Origin of the sequence: Microbacterium sp. ZW CA_36, assembly GCF_044987475.1 — a bacterium.
Lineage (GTDB): Bacteria > Actinomycetota > Actinomycetes > Actinomycetales > Microbacteriaceae > Microbacterium.
The window spans coordinates 14,467-35,901 of sequence record NZ_JBJDRL010000034.1; the positions used below are offsets into that span (position 1 = coordinate 14,467).

At 71.3% G+C, this 21,435-nt stretch carries 17 protein-coding genes; 6 read left to right on the top strand and 11 right to left on the bottom strand.

Features of this window, described 5'->3' with window-relative positions:
- The first annotated feature begins 43 nt into the window (after positions 1–43).
- Positions 44–634, top strand: coding sequence for a TetR/AcrR family transcriptional regulator (locus ACI3KX_RS14325; RefSeq protein ID WP_349426254.1), 591 nt, complete (start codon positions 44–46; stop codon positions 632–634).
- Positions 635–661: 27 nt separating this feature from the next.
- Here the strand turns inward: ACI3KX_RS14325 and ACI3KX_RS14330 are convergent, their stop codons facing one another.
- The 6 genes from ACI3KX_RS14330 to xylA all read right to left on the bottom strand — a co-directional run bounded on the left by ACI3KX_RS14330 (position 662) and on the right by xylA (position 8,086).
- On the bottom strand, positions 662–1,447 hold the full coding sequence (locus tag ACI3KX_RS14330) for a GTP pyrophosphokinase family protein (RefSeq protein ID WP_363356852.1): 786 nt from the start codon (positions 1,445–1,447) through the stop codon (positions 662–664).
- 73 nt (positions 1,448–1,520) lie between these two features.
- Positions 1,521–2,366, bottom strand: a complete 846-nt coding sequence (locus ACI3KX_RS14335) for a transposase (RefSeq protein WP_404910165.1) — start codon at positions 2,364–2,366, stop codon at positions 1,521–1,523.
- Between the two features lie 79 nt (positions 2,367–2,445).
- Positions 2,446–3,558, bottom strand: a complete 1,113-nt coding sequence (locus ACI3KX_RS14340) for a class I SAM-dependent methyltransferase (protein WP_404910166.1) — start codon at positions 3,556–3,558, stop codon at positions 2,446–2,448.
- Between the two features lie 174 nt (positions 3,559–3,732).
- On the bottom strand, positions 3,733–5,358 hold the full coding sequence (locus ACI3KX_RS14345; RefSeq protein ID WP_404910167.1) for a LuxR C-terminal-related transcriptional regulator: 1,626 nt from the start codon (positions 5,356–5,358) through the stop codon (positions 3,733–3,735).
- 121 nt (positions 5,359–5,479) lie between these two features.
- Complete coding sequence (xylB, locus tag ACI3KX_RS14350; RefSeq protein WP_363356848.1) at positions 5,480–6,784, bottom strand: xylulokinase; 1,305 nt, start codon at positions 6,782–6,784, stop codon at positions 5,480–5,482.
- A gap of 114 nt (positions 6,785–6,898) precedes the next feature.
- Positions 6,899–8,086, bottom strand: a complete 1,188-nt coding sequence (gene xylA, locus ACI3KX_RS14355) for a xylose isomerase (protein WP_363356847.1) — start codon at positions 8,084–8,086, stop codon at positions 6,899–6,901.
- Positions 8,087–8,186: 100 nt separating this feature from the next.
- On the opposite strand from xylA, the gene ACI3KX_RS14360 reads away from it, so the two are divergent.
- Positions 8,187–9,350: an ROK family protein gene (locus tag ACI3KX_RS14360; RefSeq protein WP_404910168.1), complete on the top strand. Its 1,164-nt coding sequence runs from the start codon at positions 8,187–8,189 to the stop codon at positions 9,348–9,350.
- A 16-nt stretch (positions 9,351–9,366) separates the two neighbouring features.
- Here ACI3KX_RS14360 and ACI3KX_RS14365 read toward each other — a convergent pair whose 3' ends face one another.
- On the bottom strand, positions 9,367–10,362 hold the full coding sequence (locus ACI3KX_RS14365; RefSeq protein WP_349426246.1) for a LacI family DNA-binding transcriptional regulator: 996 nt from the start codon (positions 10,360–10,362) through the stop codon (positions 9,367–9,369).
- A 175-nt stretch (positions 10,363–10,537) separates the two neighbouring features.
- Between ACI3KX_RS14365 and ACI3KX_RS14370 the strand changes: the two genes are divergently transcribed.
- The 4 genes from ACI3KX_RS14370 to ACI3KX_RS14385 are packed head-to-tail and all read left to right on the top strand — an operon-like array spanning position 10,538 to position 16,036.
- Positions 10,538–11,827: an extracellular solute-binding protein gene (locus tag ACI3KX_RS14370; RefSeq protein WP_363356845.1), complete on the top strand. Its 1,290-nt coding sequence runs from the start codon at positions 10,538–10,540 to the stop codon at positions 11,825–11,827.
- A gap of 17 nt (positions 11,828–11,844) precedes the next feature.
- Entirely contained in the window at positions 11,845–12,843 is a 999-nt protein-coding gene (locus ACI3KX_RS14375; RefSeq protein WP_349426244.1) for a sugar ABC transporter permease, read from the top strand.
- A gap of 14 nt (positions 12,844–12,857) precedes the next feature.
- On the top strand, positions 12,858–13,736 hold the full coding sequence (locus ACI3KX_RS14380; RefSeq protein WP_363357054.1) for a carbohydrate ABC transporter permease: 879 nt from the start codon (positions 12,858–12,860) through the stop codon (positions 13,734–13,736).
- Entirely contained in the window at positions 13,733–16,036 is a 2,304-nt protein-coding gene (locus ACI3KX_RS14385; protein ID WP_404910169.1) for a glycoside hydrolase family 3 N-terminal domain-containing protein, read from the top strand. The genes ACI3KX_RS14380 and ACI3KX_RS14385 overlap by 4 nt, the downstream gene beginning before the upstream one ends.
- A gap of 712 nt (positions 16,037–16,748) precedes the next feature.
- On the opposite strand, the gene ACI3KX_RS14390 is transcribed toward ACI3KX_RS14385, so the two are convergent.
- Genes ACI3KX_RS14390 through ACI3KX_RS14405 form a run of 4 tightly spaced genes read right to left on the bottom strand, consistent with a single transcriptional unit; the run spans position 16,749 to position 21,263 of the window.
- A complete protein-coding gene (locus ACI3KX_RS14390) occupies positions 16,749–18,254 on the bottom strand; it encodes an alpha-L-arabinofuranosidase C-terminal domain-containing protein (RefSeq protein ID WP_349426241.1) in 1,506 nt (501 codons plus the stop codon).
- Positions 18,251–19,360, bottom strand: a complete 1,110-nt coding sequence (locus ACI3KX_RS14395) for a Gfo/Idh/MocA family protein (RefSeq protein WP_404910170.1) — start codon at positions 19,358–19,360, stop codon at positions 18,251–18,253. The genes ACI3KX_RS14390 and ACI3KX_RS14395 overlap by 4 nt, the downstream gene beginning before the upstream one ends.
- Positions 19,357–20,049, bottom strand: a complete 693-nt coding sequence (locus ACI3KX_RS14400; protein WP_363356842.1) for a ThuA domain-containing protein — start codon at positions 20,047–20,049, stop codon at positions 19,357–19,359. Before ACI3KX_RS14400 ends, ACI3KX_RS14395 begins: the two co-directional genes overlap by 4 nt.
- Entirely contained in the window at positions 20,046–21,263 is a 1,218-nt protein-coding gene (locus tag ACI3KX_RS14405) for a Gfo/Idh/MocA family protein (protein ID WP_404910171.1), read from the bottom strand. Before ACI3KX_RS14405 ends, ACI3KX_RS14400 begins: the two co-directional genes overlap by 4 nt.
- Between the last annotated feature and the right edge of the window lie 172 nt (positions 21,264–21,435).

Consider the following 21,435-nt stretch of genomic DNA (forward strand, 5'->3'; position numbering starts at 1 on the left):
ACGGTTCTGTTTGCAACCATAACAGAATCGCTATTCTGTTTCCATGCCCAGAGTCTCGGACGCGTACCGCGAAGCCCGCCGTGACGAGATCGCCCGTGCCGCCCTGCGGGTCCTCGAGCGCAACGGCGTGCGCGACACCTCCATCGCCGACATCGTCGAAGAGTCGGGTCTGTCGACCGGGGCGATCTACTCGCACTTCTCCAACAAGGCCGAACTCGCCCGCTACGTCGTGGGGCGCTTCCTGCTGCCTCGCATAGACGCCCTGGAGGCGGCCGGCGCTCGCGGCGAGATGGTCACGCCGCGCCAGGCGCTGCGCGGCATGCTGTCGACCTTCAGCGAGGCCGGGCTGTCAACCCCGCTCGTGCTCCAGTTCTGGGGCGAGGCGATGGTGGAGCCCGGACTGCACGAAGAGATGCTCCGCACCGCCGGGCGCCTCCGTGCGTCGCTCTCACTCGCCATCGGGCCATGGGCGCGTACGCAGACGACGGACGAGGCGGATGCCGAGACCCTGGCCGCCGACACCGCGCGGTCGATCGCGGCCCTGGCGCAGGGCTACATCGCGAACACCGCGGTGTTCGGCGCGCGCGCCGTCGACGACTACCTCACCAGCGCCGGCGCCGTCCTCGCGAGCTGACCTCGCCCGCCGGTCCGTCGACCGGTGTCAGACCGGGCGGACCTCGTCGTCGCCGTGCGGGGCCGCGGGCGACGGAGCGGGAGCGATGCGCTCGGTGATCTCGCGGACGGCCAGCGGTGCCGTCTGCCCGGCGCTGCCGCCGCGGATCTGCCGGTGCAGGCGCTCCATGCGGGCGTCGAGCTCGGCGGCGGTGTCGGCGGCGTCCTTGAGGCTCGCCAGCAGCTCATCGGGCACGCGCGTGGCGTACTTGTAGTAGATCTTGTGCTCGAGGCTCGCCCAGAAGTCCATCGCGATGGTGCGGAACTGCACCTCGACCGGCACCTCGATGCGCCCGGTCGAGAGGAAGACCGGCACCTCGAGGATCGCGTGCAGGCTCTTGTAGCCGTTGGACTTGGGCGAGGCGATGTAGTCCTTGACCTGCAGCACCCGCACGTCGTCCTGAGCGGTCAGCAGGTCGAAGAGACGGTACACGTCGGCGGTGAAGCTGCACGTGATGCGGATGCCCGCGATGTCGGTGATGCGCCGCCGGATCGACGCGAAGTCGCCGTCGATGCCCTTGCGCTGCACCTTCTCGACGAGGCTGTCGGGCGACTTCACGCGACTCGAGACGTGCTCGATCGGGTTGTAGTCGTGCGTGAGCAGGAACTCGTCGCGCAGGATCCCGATCTTCGTCTCGACTTCCTGCAGCCCGAAGCGGTACTCCATCATGAAGCGCTGCAGTTCGTCGCGCAGCTCCCTGAGCTCGCTCGGGGAGACCGTGATCTCACCCTCGTCGGACGCCGTCGCGGGCACCAGAGGTGCGGGAGTCGCCATGCGATTCACGCTAGGCGGCGGCCCTACGAGAGTCCTGTGAATGACGGATGCCGCGCCCCGGCGCCGCAGGACCTCACTCGTCGTCGAGGGCGCGCCGCGCGCGCTCCGACTCCTTCGCCGCATCGCGCGCCTTCGCCGCCGCGTCGGAGTGCTCGCGCTCGACGGCGTCGAGCTTCTCGGCGGCGGCCTGCTCGTCCTTCTCGAGTGCGGCGAGGTCACGGCGGAGGTCGTCGATGCGCTCGCGCACGTGATCGATGCGCTCCTGCGCCTTCGCGCGGCGGGCGTCGACGCGGGCGAGCTCGCGCTCGGCCTCGTTCGCCAGGCGCTCCGCCTCCCGTGCGGCCTTCTCCGCAGCCTTGCGGGCGCGGCGCTCCGCGAGGTCGTCGCGCGGCGGCGGCGTGACGACGCCGGGCACCGACCCGCCCACCGCGTCGGCGATCGTGTCGGGCTCGATGTCACCGGCCTCCAGCGGCGTGACGAGACGGCCCGTCAGGACGGCAGCGGCGGCTGCGGCATCCATCACCGCCGCATTGATGGTCTTCTCGACATCCTCGCGCGCGGCGGCACTCAGCGTGCCACCGGCGTCCTCGGCCAGGCCGACCGCCTGCTTCGCGAGCGCGGCGACGAGCTGGCGCCGCTGCTTGCCCAGGCGCGCCAGCTCGGCTCCGTCGAGATCGTCCTGCGCCTCGCGCAGGGCCGCCGACAGCTCGATCGCGTCGGCGAGCTGCCCATCGCGGGCGAGCAGGTTCACCGCCCACGCCGAGATCGTCGGCTTGCGCAGCGCCTTGATCCGCTTGGCGACGGCTCCGGCAGCCATGCCGGCGCGCGCATTGCGTTTGGCCGTGAACTCCGACGGCGGCAGGGCGTAGAGCTCGGCTGCTACCGCGTCGAGCTCTGCGTCTGCGTCGGCCTCCGGCATCCGTCCATTCTTGCGTTCGGAAACCGCCGAAGACCAGACCTCCGCACGTACTCGACGCGCGGAGGCCTGCTCTCCCGCGTCAGACGATCTCGTAGAAGCGCCAGAGCCCGAACTCGGGGACGAGCACGCGGATGTCGCTCCAGCCCGCCGCGTGCGCATACCCGCGCAGCGTGGCGGGACGCATCACGGTGCCCGTGGCGGCGCTCGGGCGATGCGACCTGCCATCGGGCAGGCAGACGAAGAGACTGAAGCCGTACAGCAGCCGCTCGAGCTCGCTCGCGTCGGGGCTGAAGCGCTCCTCGGTCGCCTCGTCCATGATCACCACGACGCCGTCGTCTCGCACAGCCTCCCGCGCGGCGGCGAGGACCGCCACGGGGTGGGGCATGTCATGCAGGCACTCGAACGCGAACACGGCGTCGAAGCGGCCCTGCGCGGCGACGAGTGCGGCGTCGGAGAGCAGGAACTCGACGCGGTCGGCGACCCCGGCCTCGACGGCGTTCCGCCGCGCCATCTCGACCGACGCATCGTCGATGTCGAACCCGACCACGCGCAGCTGCGGATAGGCCTTCGCGAGCGCGATCGACGACCAGCCTCCGCCAGCACCGAGATCGGCGATGCGAGCCTGCGGACGCCGCAGCACGTCGTCGAGGCGATCGATCCCCGCGAAGACGGACGGCAGCCGGTCGAACCACGGGCGGTTCATGTCCGCCTGGGCCTCACGGGCGTGCGCGCCGAGCTGCTCCCAGCTCACCCCGCCGCCCGTCCGGTACGCCTCCAGCAGAGCGTCGAGCTGTCCGGAGACGGCCGCCGCCATGCGTGCGAGGGGCTCGAGGTACGACAGGCTGTCGCGGTCCAGCAGGACCTCGCCCACGCCGGGCGCGAGGAGGAAGCGCCGGGAGTCGGCGAGGCTCCCGCCAGAGCCTTCCTGCGACGGCGCTTCGTCGGACCGCAGAACGCCGCTCGCGGCCTGCTGCTCGAGCCACTCCCGGGCGTAGCGCGCGTCGCAGCCCGTGCGCGCGGCGAGCTCACTCGCGGTGAGTCCGCCGCTGCGCGACAGCTCGGCGTACCACCCGAGCTGGGAGCCCAGGTGGATGGCCATGATGTCGAACCAGCCGAGCGTCGCGCCCATGAGCCGGTCGGCGAACTCGGCCGTCGCGTCCGGAGCTGTTTCGGTGATCGTCGTGGTGGACATCGTCGTCTCCTTCGTGAATGTCCTTCGGATGTCTGGACACGACGCTACGGAGCGCACGGTCGTCGGCGCGTCGGGCGAACCACGCAACCTCGCACGCGCGCTCTGCACCATTCGGTGCACGTTGCTGCGCTCCGACGCGGTGCCGCGGCGGCGATCAGCGGGACCGACGACGGATCAGCGCCCGCGGCGGCGGGTCTGCTCGTGCCACCACGCGGCCGCCGCCGTGCGCGAGCCCACCTCGAGCTTGATGTAGATGTTGGCGAGGTGCCGGCTCACCGTCTTCTCGCTGATGTAGAGCTCGTCCGCGATCTGCCGATTCGCCTTGCCCTGCGCGACGAGCTCGACGATCTCGCGCTCTCGCGCCGTCAGGGGACCGCCGTCGACCGGAACCGAGCTGGAGCGGACGACCACCGGCGGCGCGCCGAGACGCTCGAAGATGACGCCCGCCTGGTCGCGCAGCTGCCCGGCGAGCGCCGCATCACCGCGCTGCTCCTGCGCGGAGGCGAGCCAGTACAGCACGTTCGCCTGCTCCCACGGCTGCCGCAGCCGCCGGAAGAGCTCGAGGGCGGCGTGCAGCCGGCTGATCGCGCCATCGGCATCGCCGGCGTGGAGCATCGCCATACCGCCGGCGTGCGCGGCCCAGGCCCGGAATCCGTCGCTGCCGAAGACGCTGGCGTCGGCCTCGAGCTCGTCGAGCAGCTGCCGCGCCCATTCCGGCCGCCCGGTGGCGAGCGCGATCTCGACACCCGGACGCAGCAACCGTGCACGCCCCATGCGGTCGCGCTGCTCGAGCGACGTCGTGATCATCGCCGCGGCGCGCGCCGGCTCGCCTTCTGCGAGCACGAGCAGGGCCTCACCGGGGACGGGATCGACGCCCGCCGATCGCGCCTGGCCGTACGCGGCGCGCGCCCCCGCCGCGTCACCGCGCAGCCGGCGGATCTCGCCCAACTGGTGCCAGCCCTCGCCCGCGACCCACGGATGGTCGGATCCGAGGTCGTCGCATGCCCGCTGCAGCGCCGCCTCGGCGGCATCCCACTCCCCGCTGGCCGACTGCAGCTCGAGCCGGTGCACGCGGCAGACGCCGGCGTACACGACATGTGCGCCGCGCGCGGCGCACCATGCCTCGGCGGCGCGCGTCCAGTCGGCCATGCGGCGGAAGTCGGCGAGCTCGTGGCAGACGTGGATCGTCGTGCAGAGCACGTCGCCCGCCCACTCCGGCTCGAGCTCGTCCGAGACGACGCACAGCATCGCCTCGTCGAGCTGGGCGAAACCGTCCGCGGTGCGTCCGGCGCGGATCGCGTGCATTCCCGATACGACGGCGCTCAGCGCCGACACCGCCGGAAGCTGCAGCTCGCCGGCCAGCTGCTGCATGCGCGAGACGCTCTCCGCGGGCCAGAGGGCTCCGGTGCCGTCGAGATCCATGCTCGCGGCCAGGTAGACGTCGTACGCGTGGCCCCGCCCGTCGGGGAGGTCGGCGAGAATCCGATGGGCCCGCCGAGCCCACGCGGTGCCGACGGTCAGCTCGGCGCGCGTGAGCCGCACCAAGGCGATGACGAGAGCCGTTTCGGCCGCGGCCATCTCGGCGCCGTCGCGCGAGAGCATCCGGAAGGCGGACTCGAGGTGCTCCAGGCCCGCCTCCTGGCGACCGAGCCACCACTCGCACGACGCGAGCGCGCGCACGTCGTCGCCGGTGGCCGCCTCCCCATCCCGGGCCGCCGCGAAGCCGTCCCGTGCCGTCTCCCAGTCACCGGACCGATATGCCGCCCGAGCCCGTTCGAGCTCGGCGATCGTGTCCGCCATGCGGGAATGGTACCGCCGCACCGCCGCCACCGTCCGGTGCGGACGCAGGCCCGGGCGCGCGACCCTCGACCCTTTGCAGAGGATGAGGGCGCTCGCGCCGTACGACCGGAGTCGCCGGCGATCAGGCGGAGAGGACGGATGCCGCCTGCCGCGCGGCGCCGAGGGCGACGTACTCGCCCGGCTCGGGCACCTCGACGGGAAGCTCCAGCACCAGCGGCGCGATCTCGCGCACGGCCGCCGACTGGGCACCGCCGCCGATGAGCAGAGCGCGCTCCAGCGGAACGCCCAGGCCGCGCAGCGCCGCGAGTCCGGCGGCGAGGCCCGACAGCATGCCCTCGACCGCGGCACGGGCGAGATTCTCGCGCGTCGTCGAGGCGAGGGTCATGCCGGTGAGCGATGCCGTCGCGTCGGGCAGGTTCGGCGTGCGCTCGCCCTCGAAGTACGGCACCAGCTGCAGGCCCGCCGCGCCCGGCTGGGCGGCGAGGGCCAGGCGCGAGAGCTCCGCGTGGTCGACGCCGAGCACGCGCGCGATCGCGTCGAGCACGCGTGCGGCGTTGAGCGTCGCGACCAGGGGCAGGAATCGTCCGGTGCAGTCCGCGAACCCGGCGACCGTGCCGGTCGGGTCGATCGTGCGCTCCTCGCTCACCGCGAAGACCGTTCCGCTCGTGCCGATCGAGACGACCACATCGCCGGGCCCCGCCGCGAGGCCGAGCGCCGCGCCCGCGTTGTCGCCGGCACCGCCGCCGACACGGCGGCCGTCGGCATCCGTCACCCATTCGTCGGGACCGAGCACCCGCGGCAGCACCGCATCGTGACCGAGCGCCGCGACCAGGAGCTCGCGATCGTAGCCGCCGGTCGCAGGGTCCCAGTAGCCGGTGCCCGAGGCGTCCGACCGGTCGGTGACGAGCTCGTCGAGGACCGGGCCCCGTGGCGACTCGCCCGCGGGGCCGAAGCCGCGCAGGCGCCAGGTGAGCCAGTCGTGCGGGAGGGCGACGGCGGCGACACGAGCCGCGTTCTCGGGCTCATGGTCGCGCAGCCACCGCAGCTTCGTGATCGTGAAGGATGCCACCGGCACGAGCCCGGTCCGCCGCGCGAGCTCATCCGCGCCGAACTCCGCCGTGAGGTCGGCCGCCGCCTGCGCCGAGCGGGTGTCGTTCCACAGCAGGGCGTCGCGGACCACGCGCCCGTCGGCATCGAGCGCGACCATGCCGTGCTGCTGCCCGCCGACCGCCCAGGCCCCGACGTCGTCCACGCCTCCGGCATCCGCGATCGCCGCCTGCAGCGCCGTCCACCACGCCTCGGGATCGACCGAGGTGCCGTCGGGGTGCGACGCACGCCCCTGCCGCACGACGGCGCCCGACGCGGCATCCGTGATCACGATCTTGCACGACTGCGTCGACGAGTCGACGCCCATCACGAGGGTCATCTGCGCTCCTTCACGCGTCTTCTCCCCCGTTCACTTGCGCTGAATGTACGTCGCGAACGCGATTCGCGTACGTTCAGCGCAGGTGAACAGGGAGGGAGAGGGGAACCGGGTGCGTCAGCGGGCGCCGAGCAGGTGCTCGGTCGCGAGCTGCTGCAGCCGGACGAAGCCGAAGCCCTTGCCGCCGAGGTACACGTCGGCGTCGAAGTCCTCGTACGCGGAGCGGTCGGCGAGGAAGTCGTCGTACGACTCGCCCTCGTTGAGCGTCGGGATCGACAGCTCGGCGACGCGGGCGGCCTCGAGCGCCTCCTGCACCTCGGGGTCGGCGCGGAAGGCCGCAGCGCGCTCCTTGAGCAGCAGGTAGGTGCGCATGTTCGCGGCGGCCGAGTCCCAGACGCCCGTCTCGTCCTCGGTGCGCGACGGCTTGTAGTCGAAGTGACGCGGGCCGTCGTAGGCGGGGACGCCGCCGGGGCCGCCGTTCTCGAGCAGGTCGACGAGCGCGAACGCGTTGTGCAGGTCGCCGTGGCCGAACACGAGGTCCTGGTCGTACTTGATGCCGCGCTGGCCGTTGAGGTCGATGTGGAAGAGCTTGCCGTGGTACAGCGCCTGAGCGATGCCGGCGGCGAAGTTGAGGCCCGCCATCTGCTCGTGGCCGACCTCGGGGTTGAGGCCCACGAGCTCGGGGCGCTCGAGCGAGTCGATGAAAGCGATGGCGTGCCCGAGCGTCGGCAGCAGGATGTCGCCGCGGGGCTCGTTGGGCTTCGGCTCGATCGCGAAGCGGATGTCGTAGCCCTTGTCGGTGACGTAGTCGCCGAGCAGGTTCACGGCCTCGCGGTAGCGCTCGAGCGCCGCGCGGATGTCCTTCGCCGAGTCGTACTCGGCGCCCTCGCGGCCGCCCCACATGACGAAGGTCTTGGCGCCCAGCTCGGCACCGAGGTCGAGCTGGCGGAACACCTTGCGCAGCGCGAACCGGCGCACCTGGCGGTCGTTCGACGTGAACCCGCCGTCCTTGAAGACGGGGGCCGAGAAGAGGTTGGTCGTCACCATCGGCACGATGAGGCCGGTGTCGGCGAGTGCGCCCTTGAGGCGGTCGATCTGGGTCTGGCGCTCGGCATCCGTCGAGCCGAAGGCGAACAGGTCGTCGTCATGGAAGGTGAGGCCGTAGGCGCCGAGCTCGGCGAGCTTCTCGACGGCGTGGACGACGTCGAGCGCGGGGCGGGTCGGTCCGCCGAAGGGGTCGGTGCCGTTGTAGCCGATGGTCCAGAGACCGAACGAGAACTTGTCGGCGCGGGTAGGGGTGGGCATGACGCTCCTTTGCGAGAAATGTTGCTGACGACAACCTATACCAGAACCGATGCCGCGTCCACTGTGCGATCGCGTCCCGGGTCGCCTCTACAGTGAGGGTATGAACGAGCCGGTGGGCAGTCGCCAAGCGAACCTGTCGCGGCTGCTGCGCCTGGCGCACCTGGACGGTCCCGTCTCGCGCGCGACACTGACCGGAGCGACCGGCCTCAACCGCTCGACGATCGCCGACCTCGTCGGAGACCTCGTCGCCCTGGGAGTCGTGGAGGAGCGCGCGCCCGACCCGAGCCGCCGCGTCGGTCGGCCGTCTCCGCTGGTGGCGCCGCACCCGCGCGTCGTGACGATAGCGGTGAACCCAGAGGTCGACGCGCTCTCGATGGCGGCCGTCGGGCTGGATCGCACGGTGCGGCGGCGCGAGCGCCTCGAGATGTCCGGTCTGCTGGGCCCCGAGCGGACCGCGCAGCTGATCGGCGAGCGCATCGACGCGTGGCGCGAGGACGACCTCGCCGGGGCGGCGATCGCGGGTATCGGCGTCGCGGTGCCGGGACTCGTCCGGGCTTCCGACGGCCTGGTGCGAGACGCGCCGCACCTGAGGTGGAGCGACACCGCCCTGCGCGAGCTCATCGAGACCGCGACGGGCCTTCCCACCGTGGTCGGCAACGACGCGGCGCTGGGCGTGCTCGCCGAGCACCTGTTCGGCGCCGCGCGCGGCATCGACGACGTGGTCTACCTCAACGGCGGCGCGAGCGGCATCGGCGGCGGCTTGATCGTGCACGGGATGCCCGTGGCCGGCGCCTCGGGCTACTCCGGCGAATTCGGGCAGAACCGCCCCGGCATCGCGTCGAGCGCCGATCGCCGCGCGAGTGGCGGCGTGCTCGAGGACGAGGTGAGCCGCGCACGCCTGCTCGCCGTCCTCGGTCGCGACAACGCCGACGAGCCGGCCCTCGCCGAGATGCTGCGCGCGGCGCGCTCGCCCGAGGTCCGCGACGAGATCGCACGGCAGCGCCGCATCCTGTCCACAGCTCTGGCCAACGCCGTCAACGTGCTCAACCCGGCCGTCGTGGTGCTCGGCGGGTTCCTGGCGATGCTCGCCACCGATGACCTGGACGGGTTCACCGAGGCGGTCGTCGCCCAGACCATGCCGGCGAACGGCGAGGACCTCGAGATCCGGCCGGCGGCACTCGCCGAGGATCGCCTGCTCATCGGCGCCGCCGAGGCCGCGTTCGCGGAGCTGCTGCGCGATCCGGCGGGCGTCGCGCTGAACTGAGCGGGCTCCGTCGTCGTCAGAGCGGCGGAGCGGTGGTGCCCCGCGGGATGAGCCGCGTCGGCAGCGTCACGTGCGTCGCCGCCGGCGTCTCGCCGTCCATGAGAGTGACCAGCAGCCGCGCCGCTTCGGCACCCAGGGTCTGCATGGGCTGGCGGACCGTCGACAGGGCCGGCGTCGACTTGGAGGCCTCCGGGATGTCGTCGAATCCGATGATGGAGAGGTCACGCGGCACACCGAGCCCCAGCTCCGCGGCGACCTTCACGATCTCCATCGCCGAGATGTCGTTGGCGGCGAAGACGGCGGTGGGGCGATCGCCGCGTCGGAGCATCTCGAGTGCGGCGACGCGCACGGCGTCCTGGCGGTAGCTCCCCGAACCGACCAGAGCCGGGTCGACCGTGATGCCGGCATCCGTCAGCGCCCGCCGGTACCCGGCGTCGCGCGCGATCGACGAACGCAGGTCCGGGCGACCGGCGATGAAGCCGATGCGCGTATGGCCGAGCTCCAGGAGGTGTCGCGTCGCCTGCAGGGCGCCGCCGTAGCTGTCGGATTCGACGGTGGGCAGGTCGGCCGGCCCGGTATGCGGATCGATGGCGACCACGGGGACCTCGGCGCCGACGTTGACCACCGTGGGCGTGACCATGATGGCGCCGTCGATGAGCGTGCCGCTCAGGCGGGAGAGCGAGCGCCGCTCCCATCCCTCCGCCGAGCCGTGCGAGCCCGAGTACGCGAGGAGGTCGTAGCGCGAGTCGCGCAGCGCCTGCCCGACGCCCTTCAGGATCTCGGCGCTGAACGGCTCGAAGTCGGCGACCAGCACCCCGATCACACCCGTCGTGCGCGAGCGCATGCTGCTGGCGATGAGGCTCGACTCGTAGCCGAGTTCCGCGACGACGGCGAGGACGCGGTCGGCCGTTTCACTGGCCACGCCGTAGCGGCCGTTGACCGCCTTCGACACGGTGGCGACGGAGACGCCGGCCGCAGCGGCGACATCCGTGATGGTGGGACGACGCTTCATGATCTCGATAGCGTAACGGCATTGAAACCGTTTTCGAAAACGTTTGACAAACTATTTGTTGCGCACGCACACTTTTGCTTGCTCGGTCGCAGCGCCGAGCAGTGCGCGACCCGATCGCGCCGACCACCGCACCCCGGAGCAGAGGTGCTCCTCGATGAAGAGAAACGGGAATCACATGATGGGCAAGAGAATCCTCGCGGGTTCCGCAGCACTCGTCGTCGGCGCGCTCGCGCTCGCCGGCTGCAGTGCCGGCGGCTCCGACGAGAACAGCGACGGCAACGTCGAGATGACGCTCTGGCAGAACTCGACGACCGGTCCTGGCCAGCAGTTCTGGAAGGACGCGATCGCCGCGTTCGAGGAGGAGAACCCCGGCGTCACGATCAAGATGCAGTCGGTCCAGAACGAGGACATGGACGGAAAGCTGCAGACGGCTCTGAACGCGGGCGACGCGCCCGACATCTTCCTGCAGCGCGGCGGCGGCAAGATGACCGCGATGGTCAACGCCGGCCAGCTGATGGATCTGACCGACCTGATCGCGGACGACGTCAAGAGCGAGATCCCCGAGGGCTCGTTCGCCGCAGAGACGTATCAGGACAAGGTGTGGGCGATGCCGCTCTCGGTGCTGCCCGGTGGGTTCTTCTACAGCCAGGACGCCTTCGACAACGCCGGGATCACCGAGACCCCCGAGACCATCGACGACCTCAAGACCGCGGTGGCGAGCCTCGAGGAGACGGGCATCGAGCCGATCGCCCTCGGCGCGAAGGCCGCGTGGCCTGCCGCCCACTGGTACTACTTCTTCGCGATCCGCGAGTGCAGCCCCGAGGTCATCGAGGAGACGGGCGACACGAAGGACTTCAGCGACGAGTGCTGGCTGCGCGCCGGTGAGGACCTGGAGGACTTCGCGGCGATCAACCCCTTCAACGACGGGTTCCTCACCACCGAGCCGCAGCAGGGTGCAGGCAGCTCGGCCGGCCTCATCGCCAACCGCCAGGCCGCGATGGAGCTCATGGGCGCATGGGACCCGGGTGTGATCGCCTCGCTGACGCCCGACGAGAAGCCGCTCCCCGACCTCGCGTGGTTCCCGTTCCCCGAGATCTCGGGCGGCGACGGTGAGCCGGGCTCGATGATGGGCGGCGTCGACGGATACTCGTGCTCGGTCGATGCCCCGGAGGAGTGCGCGGACTTCCTGAACTTCGTCGCCAGCGCCGAGCAGCAGACGGCGTACTACAAGGCGTTCAACTCGCCGCCGGTCAACACGGTGGCGCAGGAAGCGGTCACCGAGCCGTACCTCCAGCAGATCCTCGAGGCGTACAACAACGCTCCGTTCGTCTCGCAGTGGCTCGACACGGTGCTCGGCCAGAACGTCGGCAACGCCCTCAACGTCGCAGTCGTCGACATGCTCGCCGGCAACAGCGACCCGCAGAAGCTCGTCGACGCGGTCAACGCGGCAGGCAAGCAGGGCTGATCGTGTCTACCCGCGAGATGTCTTCTGACGCTCGCGGCCTTGCAGAGCACGACGGGGGCGGCACCACGCCGCCCCCGTCGGTGCCGCAGGGCCGCCGGCGCCCCCGAGGCCTAGGCTGGGCCGGCCGCCTCGAGGTCATGATCCTGGTGGGGCCGGCCCTGATCTTCTTCGTCGGCTTCGTGATCTTCCCGGTCATCATGGCCGCGTACTACGGGTTCTTCCGCTGGTCCGGCTTCGGCCCGGCGACCGAGTTCATCGGCCTGCAGAACTACGTCACGATCTTCACCGATCCGATCTTCCAGCAGGCGCTGGGGCACAACGCCTTCATCGTCGTCGCATCGCTCGTGCTCCAGGGCCCGGTCGCGATCCTGCTGGCGCTGCTGCTCAACCGCAGGATGCGCGGTCAGTCCGTGATCCGTGTGCTCATCTTCGTCCCCTACGTGATCGCCGAGGTCATCGTCGGCACCGGGTTCAGCCTCATGCTGGCCACGAACGGAGCGGTGAACGGCTTCCTCGAGAAGGTCGGACTCAGCTGGCTCGCGCAGGACTGGCTCGCCGACCCCAGCATCGCGATCTGGACGCTCATGGCGATCCTCACCTGGAAGTACATCGGGTTCGCCGTGATCCTCTTCCTCGCCGGGCTCCAGGGGATTCCGCAGGAGCTGTACGAGGCCGCCGCGATCGACGGCGCGTCCTACTGGCAGATCCAGCGGACGATCACCCTCCCGCTGCTGGGGCCGACGCTTCGCATCTGGGCGTTCCTCTCCATCATCGGCGCGCTGCAGCTCTTCGACCTCGTCTACATCATCTGGGGTCAGTACGTGTCGTCCGTCGCAGGCACCAACACGATGGCGATCTACATGGTCGCGACCGGACGCAACTCCGGGAACTTCGGGTACGGCAGCGCCGTCGCCGTCGTCATCTTCGTCATCTCCCTGGTGGTCGCCCTGATCTACCAGCGCACGATCCTGCGCCGTGACACCGCGGGTGCCATCACAGAGAGGGGCGTCAAGTGAGCTCCACGGACTCGATGAGCACCCGGACCATCACCCTTCGCGACACGGTGCCCGGACGCCGCCGCGACGTCAACAAGCTCCCGTGGGGCAGCCCGGCGGTGTACTTCATCGCCCTGGTCATCATCGCGCTGATGCTCGGGCCGGTGCTGTACATCATCATCGGCGGCTTCCGCACGAACTCCGAGATCACCGTCGACCCGTCCGGCCTGCCGGTGAACTGGAACCCGCAGAACTACATCGACGTCCTCACCAGCGGACTGTTCTGGACCGAGGTGCTGAACTCGACGATGGTCGCCCTCGCGACGACCGTCGGCGCGGTCGCGCTGGGGCTCATGGCGAGCTACGTCATCGCCCGGTACAGCTTCGCCGGTCGCGGGGCGCTGTACGCGCTGTTCGCCGCCGGCCTGATGTTCCCGATCACGGTGGCGATCACGCCGCTGTACATCGTGGTGCGCAACCTCGGGCTCATGAACACGCTCCCGGGCGTCATCCTGCCGCAGATCGCGTTCGCACTGCCGACGACGATCATCATCCTCGTCCCGTTCCTGAGGGCGATCCCCGACGAGATCCAGGAGGCCGCCTACATCGACGGATGCGGACGCCTGTCGTTCTTCTGGCGCATGGTGCTCCCGCTCGCGGTGCCCGGTGTCATCACCGTCGGCATCCTCGCCTTCATCGGAAGCTGGAACGGCTACCTGCTGCCGCTGTTCATCCTGAACGACGAGGCGCAGTTCACCCTCCCGCTGGGTGTCCAGGCGTTCTCGTCGCAGTACTCCGTCGACACGGCGAAGGTGCTCGCCTTCACGTCGCTGTCGATGCTGCCCGCGCTGGTGTTCTTCAGCCTCTTCGAGCGGCGGATCGTCGGCGGCCTGACGGGGGCGGTCAAGGGATGAGCGACGTCGTGATGCCCGCGGTCTCGCCGCGGGTGCAGTCCCTCCACGCGCAGATGACGCTGGACGAGAAGCTCGCACAGCTCGTCGGCTACTGGGTCGACAAGGGCGGCGAGGTCGTCGCGCCGATGGCCGGCGAGCGCGGCAACACCGGCCCGTACGAGGAGGCGACGGCCCATGGCCTCGGTCACCTCACCCGCGTGTACGGCACGCGTCCGGTGGATCCGATCGCGCGGGCCGAGTGGCTCTGGGCGGAGCAGCGGCGCCTGCGCGCCGAGACCCGCCTGGGCATTCCGGCGATCGTGCACGAGGAGTGCCTGACCGGGCTCGCGGCGTGGAAGGCCGCGACGTTCCCGACGCCGCTGGCGTGGGGCGCCGCGTTCGACCCGGAGCTGACCGAGGAGGTCGGTGCGGCGATCGGGCGGTCCATGGCCGCACTGGGGATCCACCAGGGTCTCGCCCCCGTGCTCGACGTCGTCACCGACCCCCGCTGGGGCCGCGTCGACGAGTGCATCGCCGAGGATCCGTACGTCGTGGGTACGATCGGCACCGCCTACGTGCGCGGGCTGCAGTCGGCCGGCGTCGATGCGACCCTCAAGCACTTCGCCGGATACTCCGCGTCGCAGGCAGGCCGCAACCACGCCCCCGTGCAGATGGGGCGACGGCGGCTGCAGGACGTCGTGCTGCCTCCGTTCGAGATGGCGATCCGCGACGGCGGCGTGCAGTCGGTCATGAACTCGTATGCCGAGATCGACGGGGTCCCCGTGGCCTCCGACCCCACCCTGCTCACCGGACTGCTGCGGGACGAGTGGGGGTTCGAGGGCACGGTCGTCGCCGACTACTTCTCGGTCGCGTTCCTGCACTCGCTCCACGGTGTCGCCGCCGATCTCGGCGAGGCCGCGGTGCTCGCCCTCCGCGCCGGCATCGACATCGAGCTGCCCACCGCGGACGCGTTCGCGGCGCCGCTGCGGGCCCGGCTCGCCGCGCATCCCGACGAGGTCGAGCTCGTCGACCGTGCCGTGCTGCGCGTCCTCGCACAGAAGGAGCGTCTCGGTCTGCTCGATGCCGACTTCGAGTCGCCGCCGACCGAGATCGATCTGGACGATCCCGCGCTGCGTGCCCTGGCCCGGCGGGCCGCCGAGGAATCGGTCGTGCTGCTGACCAACGACGGACTGCTGCCGCTCTCGGCTCCCGGACGGATCGCGCTGATCGGCCCCAACGCCGACTCGGCCGAGTCGCTCATGGGGTGCTACTCCTTCGCGAACCACGTCCTCGCCCATCACCCGGGCACGCCGCTCGGCTTCGAAATGCCGAGCGTCGCCGAGGCGCTGCGGGGCGAGTTCGCCGGTGCGCACGTGGTGCTGGAGCGCGGCTGCGAGGTCGAGGATCCCGACACCAGCGGGATCGCCGCAGCGGCGGAGGCGGCGTCAGCCGCCGACGTCGCGATCGTCGTCGTCGGCGATCGGGCCGGCCTGTTCGGCCGCGGCACCGTGGGCGAGGGCAACGACGTCGACGACCTCGAGCTGCCCGGCGCACAGCGCCGTCTCGTCGAGGCGGTCATCGCGACCGGCACGCCGACGACCGTCGTGATGGTCTCCGGACGTCCGTACGCGATCGGCTGGATGCTCGAGGGACCGGGCGCCGCGAGCGCCGTGCTGCAGGCCTTCTTCCCGGGCGAGGAGGGCGGTCCGGCCATCGCGGGGATCCTGTCCGGCCGTACGGAGCCGTCGGGGCGCCTCCCCGTGTCGCTCCCCCGGTCGGCGGGCGCCCAGCCCTACACCTACCTGCACCCGGTGCTGGGCGGCCCGACCGAGATCACGAGCGCCGACAACACCCCGGCCCTGCCCTTCGGCCACGGTCTGACGTACACGACGTTCGAGCGCGGATCGCTGATCGCGACGGATGCCGCGACCGACGGCATCCTGGATGTGTCGGTCGTCGTCACCAACACCGGAGACCGGCCGGGAACGGATGTCGTCCAGCTGTACGCGCGGGACCGGGTGGCGTCGGTCACGCGTCCGGTCGCGCAGCTGCTCGCGTACCAGCGGGTGTCGCTGGAGCCCGGCGAGTCGGTGTCGGTGAGCTTCGCCGTGCCGGCCACTCGCCTGGCGTTCACCGGGCGCGAAGGTCGCCGCATCGTCGAGCCGGGCGACATCGACCTCTGGGTCGGCCCCTCGTGCGCGCAGCGCGACGCAGAGGTCCGGGTCGAGCTGACCGGCGACGTCCACGTCGTCACGGCAGCAGATCCCCGGGCCGCGACGGCCACGGTCCGGACGGGCGCGGACGCCCTGCCCGTGCGCTGACCCGGATTGCGAAGAGGGCCCCGCGGCGATGCGCCGCGGGGCCCTCCTCGCCTCTTCAACAGGTCAACCGCGCTTCCACAGGAGATCCCAGCCCCCGGTTCTCCTGCACAAGGCCGGTTGACCTGTCGGCGAAGGGACCGTGGGATGCCGCGAGCCCGCGCTCCGGCATCCCGGCCGGCCGCGATGCGATGCGATGCGCCGTGAGGCCCTCATTCACGCGCCTTCAACAGGTCAACCGCGCTTCCACAGGAGATCCCAGCGCCCGGTCTCCTGCACAAGGCCGGTTGACCTGTCGGCGAAGGGCCGAGGGATGCCGCGAGCCCGCGCTCCGGCATCCCGGCCGGCCGCGATGCGATGCGCCGTGAGGCCCTCGTTCACGCGCCTTCAACAGGTCAACCGCACTTCCACAGGAGATCCCAGCGCCCGGTCTCCTGCACAAGGCCGGTTGACCTGTCGGCGAAGGGACCGTGGGATGCCGCGACCGCGGCTCCGGCATCCCGGCCGGCCGCGGCGATGCGCCGTAAGGCCCTCGTTCACGCGCCTTCAACAGGTCAACCGCGCTTCCACAGGAGACCCCAGCGCCCGGTCTCCTGCACAAGGCCGGTTGACCTGTCGGCGAAGGGCCGAGGGATGCCGCGAGCCCGCGCTCGACCAACAGAACAAGGCCCCGCGGCGATGCGCCGCGGGGCTCTGTTCGTGGCGCGTACGCCCGCTACGCCAGGTCGAGCTCGACGGTGGCGAAGGAGTGCGGCGGCAGCGAGACGGTCAGCACACCCGCGTCGAGGGACGTGTCGAGCGGCGCCGGCGCCACGGCGTCGGGGGTCTCGGGCGTGTTGTGGGAGGCGGCATCCGTCCCCGTCAGCACCCGGGCGCGCCGCACGGTGGCCGTGCGCCCGCGCAGGTCGACGCGCACGTCGAGCGGCGCGTCGAGCGACAGGTTCGAGAGCGACACGAGCGCTGAGCCGTCGGTGGTCGACGCCGACACCGACAGGCCGGGCACATCGTCCGCCGCCGTCGGCGACGACAGCACGTGCGCCGCCAGCGCGGTCGCGTCGTGGTGCCCGCGGTTCATCTCGAACACGTGGTAGGTCGGGGTGAGCACCATCGCGCCGTCGTCGTCGGTGAGGATCATCGCCTGCAGCACGTTCAGGGTCTGCGCGATGTTCGCCATCTTGAGGCGCCCGGCGTGGCGGTGGAAGGCGTCGAAGTGGACGGCGGCGACCAGGGCGTCGCGCACGGTGTTCTGCTGGAACAGGAAGCCGGGGTTCGTGCCGGGCTCGACGTTCCACCAGGTGCCCCACTCGTCGAGGATGAGGCCCACCTTGCGGTCGGGGTCGTACGAGTCCATGACGGCCTCGTGCCGGCGGATGACCCGCTCGATGTCGATCGCCTTGCGCATCGTGCCGTAGTACTGCTCGGCGTCGAACTCCGTAGCCGGCTCGGTGTTGATGCCCGCGCCGGCGTGCGAGTAGTAGTGGAACGAGACGCCCTGGAACACCGGCGACGGGTTCGACCCGCAGGTGAGGCATCCGAGCGACTCCATGAGCGCGCGGGTCCAGGTGATGTCGTCGTCGGAAGCGCCGGCCGCGATGCGGTACAGGTCGTTGCCGCCGTGGTTGCGGCAGAACGTGCCGTAGCGGCGAGCCTCGAGCGCGTACTGCTCGGCGGTCATGTTGCCGCCGCAGCCCCACGCCTCGTTGCCGATGCCCCAGAACGGCACCTTCCAGGGTTCGTCGCGCCCGTTCTCGCGCCGCAGCCGCGCCATCGGGCTGTCGCCGTCGCGCGTGAGGTATTCGACCCACTCGCTCATCTCGCGCACCGTGCCGCTGCCGACGTTGCCGTTGACGTACGCGTCGGCGCCGAGCATCTCGCACAGGTCCATGAACTCGTGCGTGCCGAAGTGGTTGTTCTCGACGACATCGCCCCAGTGCGTGTTGATCATCTGCGGACGGTTCTCGCGGGGTCCGATCCCGTCGCGCCAGTGGTACTCGTCGGCGAAGCAGCCGCCGGGCCAGCGCAGATTCGGGATGCCGAGCGCCCGCAGCGCCTCGACCACGTCGGAGCGGATGCCGCGCACGTTCGGGATCGCGGAGTCCTCGCCGACCCAGAACCCGCCGTAGATGCAGCGGCCGAGGTGCTCGGCGAAGTGGCCGTAGAGGTGGCGGCTGATGACGTCGCCGGGGACGTCGAGGTCGATGACGGCGCGGGCCGTGGTCACAGGCTTCTCCATTCGGATGCGGGGGTCAGGGGGACGAGGGACGGGCGCTCCCCCGTGCTGCGCAGCGGGACGCGCACGCCGGACGCGGCGGAGTCCGACAGTGCCGTCATGATCTCGAGGACGTGCAGCGCGATCGCGCCACTCGCTCTGCCCGGCCCGGCGACGAAGTCGAGCAGGCCGATGCCCCGGCCGGCATCGGCGTACCCGGCCGACGGCTCCAGGGTCTGCCACGAGCCGCCACGGGGGTGGAGCTGCACGTCGCCGGCGAACATGTTGGGGTCGGGCACGATCAGCGACCCGTCGACGCCGTGCACCTCGATCGGCGCCGCGGTCGAGCGGACGCCGTCGAAGCTCATGGTCACGGTCGAGATCGCTCCCGATGCGTGATGCAGGATGCCGGTCAGGTGGGTGTCGACGTCGACGCCGATGCTCTCCCCCGCCCGGGGCCCGGCGCCGATCACACGGACGTCGCGCGAGCGCGACGCGGCGCCCGAGACGGCCTCGACGGGTCCGAGCAGCTGCACGAGCGAGGTGACGTAGTAGGGACCCATGTCGAGCAGCGGCCCGCCGCCCTCGCGGTAGTAGAAGTCGGGATGCGGATGCCACGACTCGTGGCCCGCCGAGATCCACATGGCGGATGCCGACACCGGCCGCCCGATCCGCCCGTCGTCGATCGCCGCGCGCGCGGTCTGCACGCCGGTGCCGAGCACGGTGTCGGGCGCACCCCCGACGCGGACGCCCGCGGCGGCTGCGGCATCCATCACCCGCGTCGCATCCGCGAGCGTCGCCGCCAGCGGCTTCTCGCCGAAGACGTCCTTGCCGTGCGCGATGGCGGCCAGCGCAACCTCGGCGTGCGCGGCGGGGATCGTGAGGTTGAGGACCGTGCCGACGCCGGGATCGGCGAGCAGCTCGTCGGTGCCGAGCGCGCGGCAGCCGGGGATGCTCTCGGCCGCTGCCTGCGCTCGGGAGGCGTCGAGGTCGGCGACCGCGGCGATCCGCACGCCCTCCGCGCCGAGGAGCGTGTCGAGGTACTGGCGCGAGATGACACCCAGCCCGACGATGCCGATGTCGGTCGCGGTACCGGGGCCGACGCTGCCCGGGGTCATCGCGCCGCCCACAGGATGCCGCGCTCGATGATGGTGCGGACGTTGGCGTCCTGCAGCACGTCGAGGCTGTGACCGGGCGTCGACACGAAGACGCGCCCCTGGCCCCAGTCCCGCGTCCACACGGCCGGCGACGTGATGGGCCGGTGCCACGGGTGATACGGCTGCACCGGGTGAGTGGTCGTGGCGAGCACGTCGATGAGGTCGTCGTGGAGCACCCAGTACTGCTCGGTGGTGAGCGGGAAGTCGTCGATGCCGGCGGTGATCTCGTGCCGGCGGCCGAGGTCGGTGATCTCGACGGTGTAGTCCAGGTAGTTGTCGGTCTGGTCGCCGTGCACCTCGTCGGGGTGCTTCGAGGGGTGGGTGGCGAACTGGCCGCCCACGAGCTGAAGGTAGTCAGAGCTCGCGCGGAACGAGTCGGCGATGCCGCCGTGCCATCCGGCGAGCCCGGTGCCGGCGGCGACGGCCTCGCGGAGCCCGCGCACCGCCTCGTTCGACGCCTGCGACATCGTGACGGACTGCAGCACGAGGTCGGTCCCGGCCATGCGGTCGGCGTCGGCATACACCTCAGGGTCCTCTTCGACGGTGACGTCGAAGCCGCTGTCACGGAGGAACGGCAGGAACAGCTCGGTCGCCTCGACCGGGTGATGGCCGTCCCATCCGCCACGGACGACGAGGGCGGTGCGGGTCATGAGAGGTTCCCTTCCACGGGGCGTTCGGGGGCGTCGACGGCGCCGGCGGCGACCGTCGTCAGGATGCTGTCGTGCGCGGCGCTCTGCTCGACCGCGGCGAGCACGCGCTGCACCTGGGTCGCGTCGGCGAAGGTGGGCGACACGGGGATCTCGCCGGCGACGGCGCGCACGAAGTCGACGGCCTGGTGCGTGAACAGGTGCTCGTACCCGAGTCCGTGACCCACGGGCCACCATGCGCCGGCATACGGATGCTGCGCCTCGGTGACCTGCACGCGCCGGAAGCCCTGCGCGACATCGTCGGCGGCGTCGTACACCTCGAGCTCGTTCATCCGCTCGAAGTCGAACGCGATCGCGCCGCGGTCGCCGTTGATCTCGATGCGGTTGGCGTTGCGGCGTCCGGTCGCCAGGCGCGTCGCCTCGAAGACGCCGAGGGCGCCGCCGTCGAACCGGGCGGTGAACGCCACCGCGTCGTCGACGGTGACCGGGAGCCGGTCGGAGGTGTCGGCGGCGACGCCGCCCAGGCCCTCCACCGCCCCGCGACGCGGTCGCGAGGTGACGAAGGTGCGCAGGGTCGCCGAGACCGCCGTGATGTCCTGACCGGTGAGCCACTGCGCGGTGTCGATGCTGTGCGCGCCGATGTCCCCCAGCGCGCCGGAGCCCGCCCGATCACGGTCCAGGCGCCAGGTGTGGGGCGCGTCGGGGTCGCTCAGCCAGTCCTGCAGGTACTGCGCCCGCACGTGCCGGATCTCGCCGACGCGGCCCGCCGCGATGAGCTCCCGCGCGAGCGTGAGTGCGGGGGTGCGGCGGTAGCTGAAACCGCACATGGCGACGACGCCGGCGCGGGAGGCGGCATCCGTCATCTCCTCCGCCTCGGCGACCGAGTTCGCCAGCGGCTTCTCGCACAGCACGTGCTTTCCGGCGGCGAGCGCGGCGAGCGCGATCTCGGCGTGGGTCTGGCCGGGGGTGCAGATGTCGATCACGTCGATGTCGTCGCGTTCGACGGCCTCGCGCCAGTCGACCGAGTGCTCCGGCCACTCCCAGCGCGCTGCGGCCTCGGCGGTCGCGTCGGCGCGATGCCCGACGAGTAGCGCCGGCTGTGGAGTCAGCGGCAGGTCGAAGAAGCGCGGCGCGGTGCGCCAGGCGTGGGTGTGCATGCGGCCCATGAAGCCGGTGCCGATCAGTGCGATCCGCAGCGGCGATGTCGTCGTCGTCATCGGGTGTGCCCTTTCCAGCCACAGACGATGCCATCGCCCGCTCGGCGTCGCGACAATGTTGCGCAAAACCTCCGGCGTGCGCGAAAGTGATGCAGTGCCCGTGAGACGTCATCCGATCGCCGAGACCGTGGGGTCCACCCGCGGTCTCGGCGGTCGGATGACGTCTTACGGG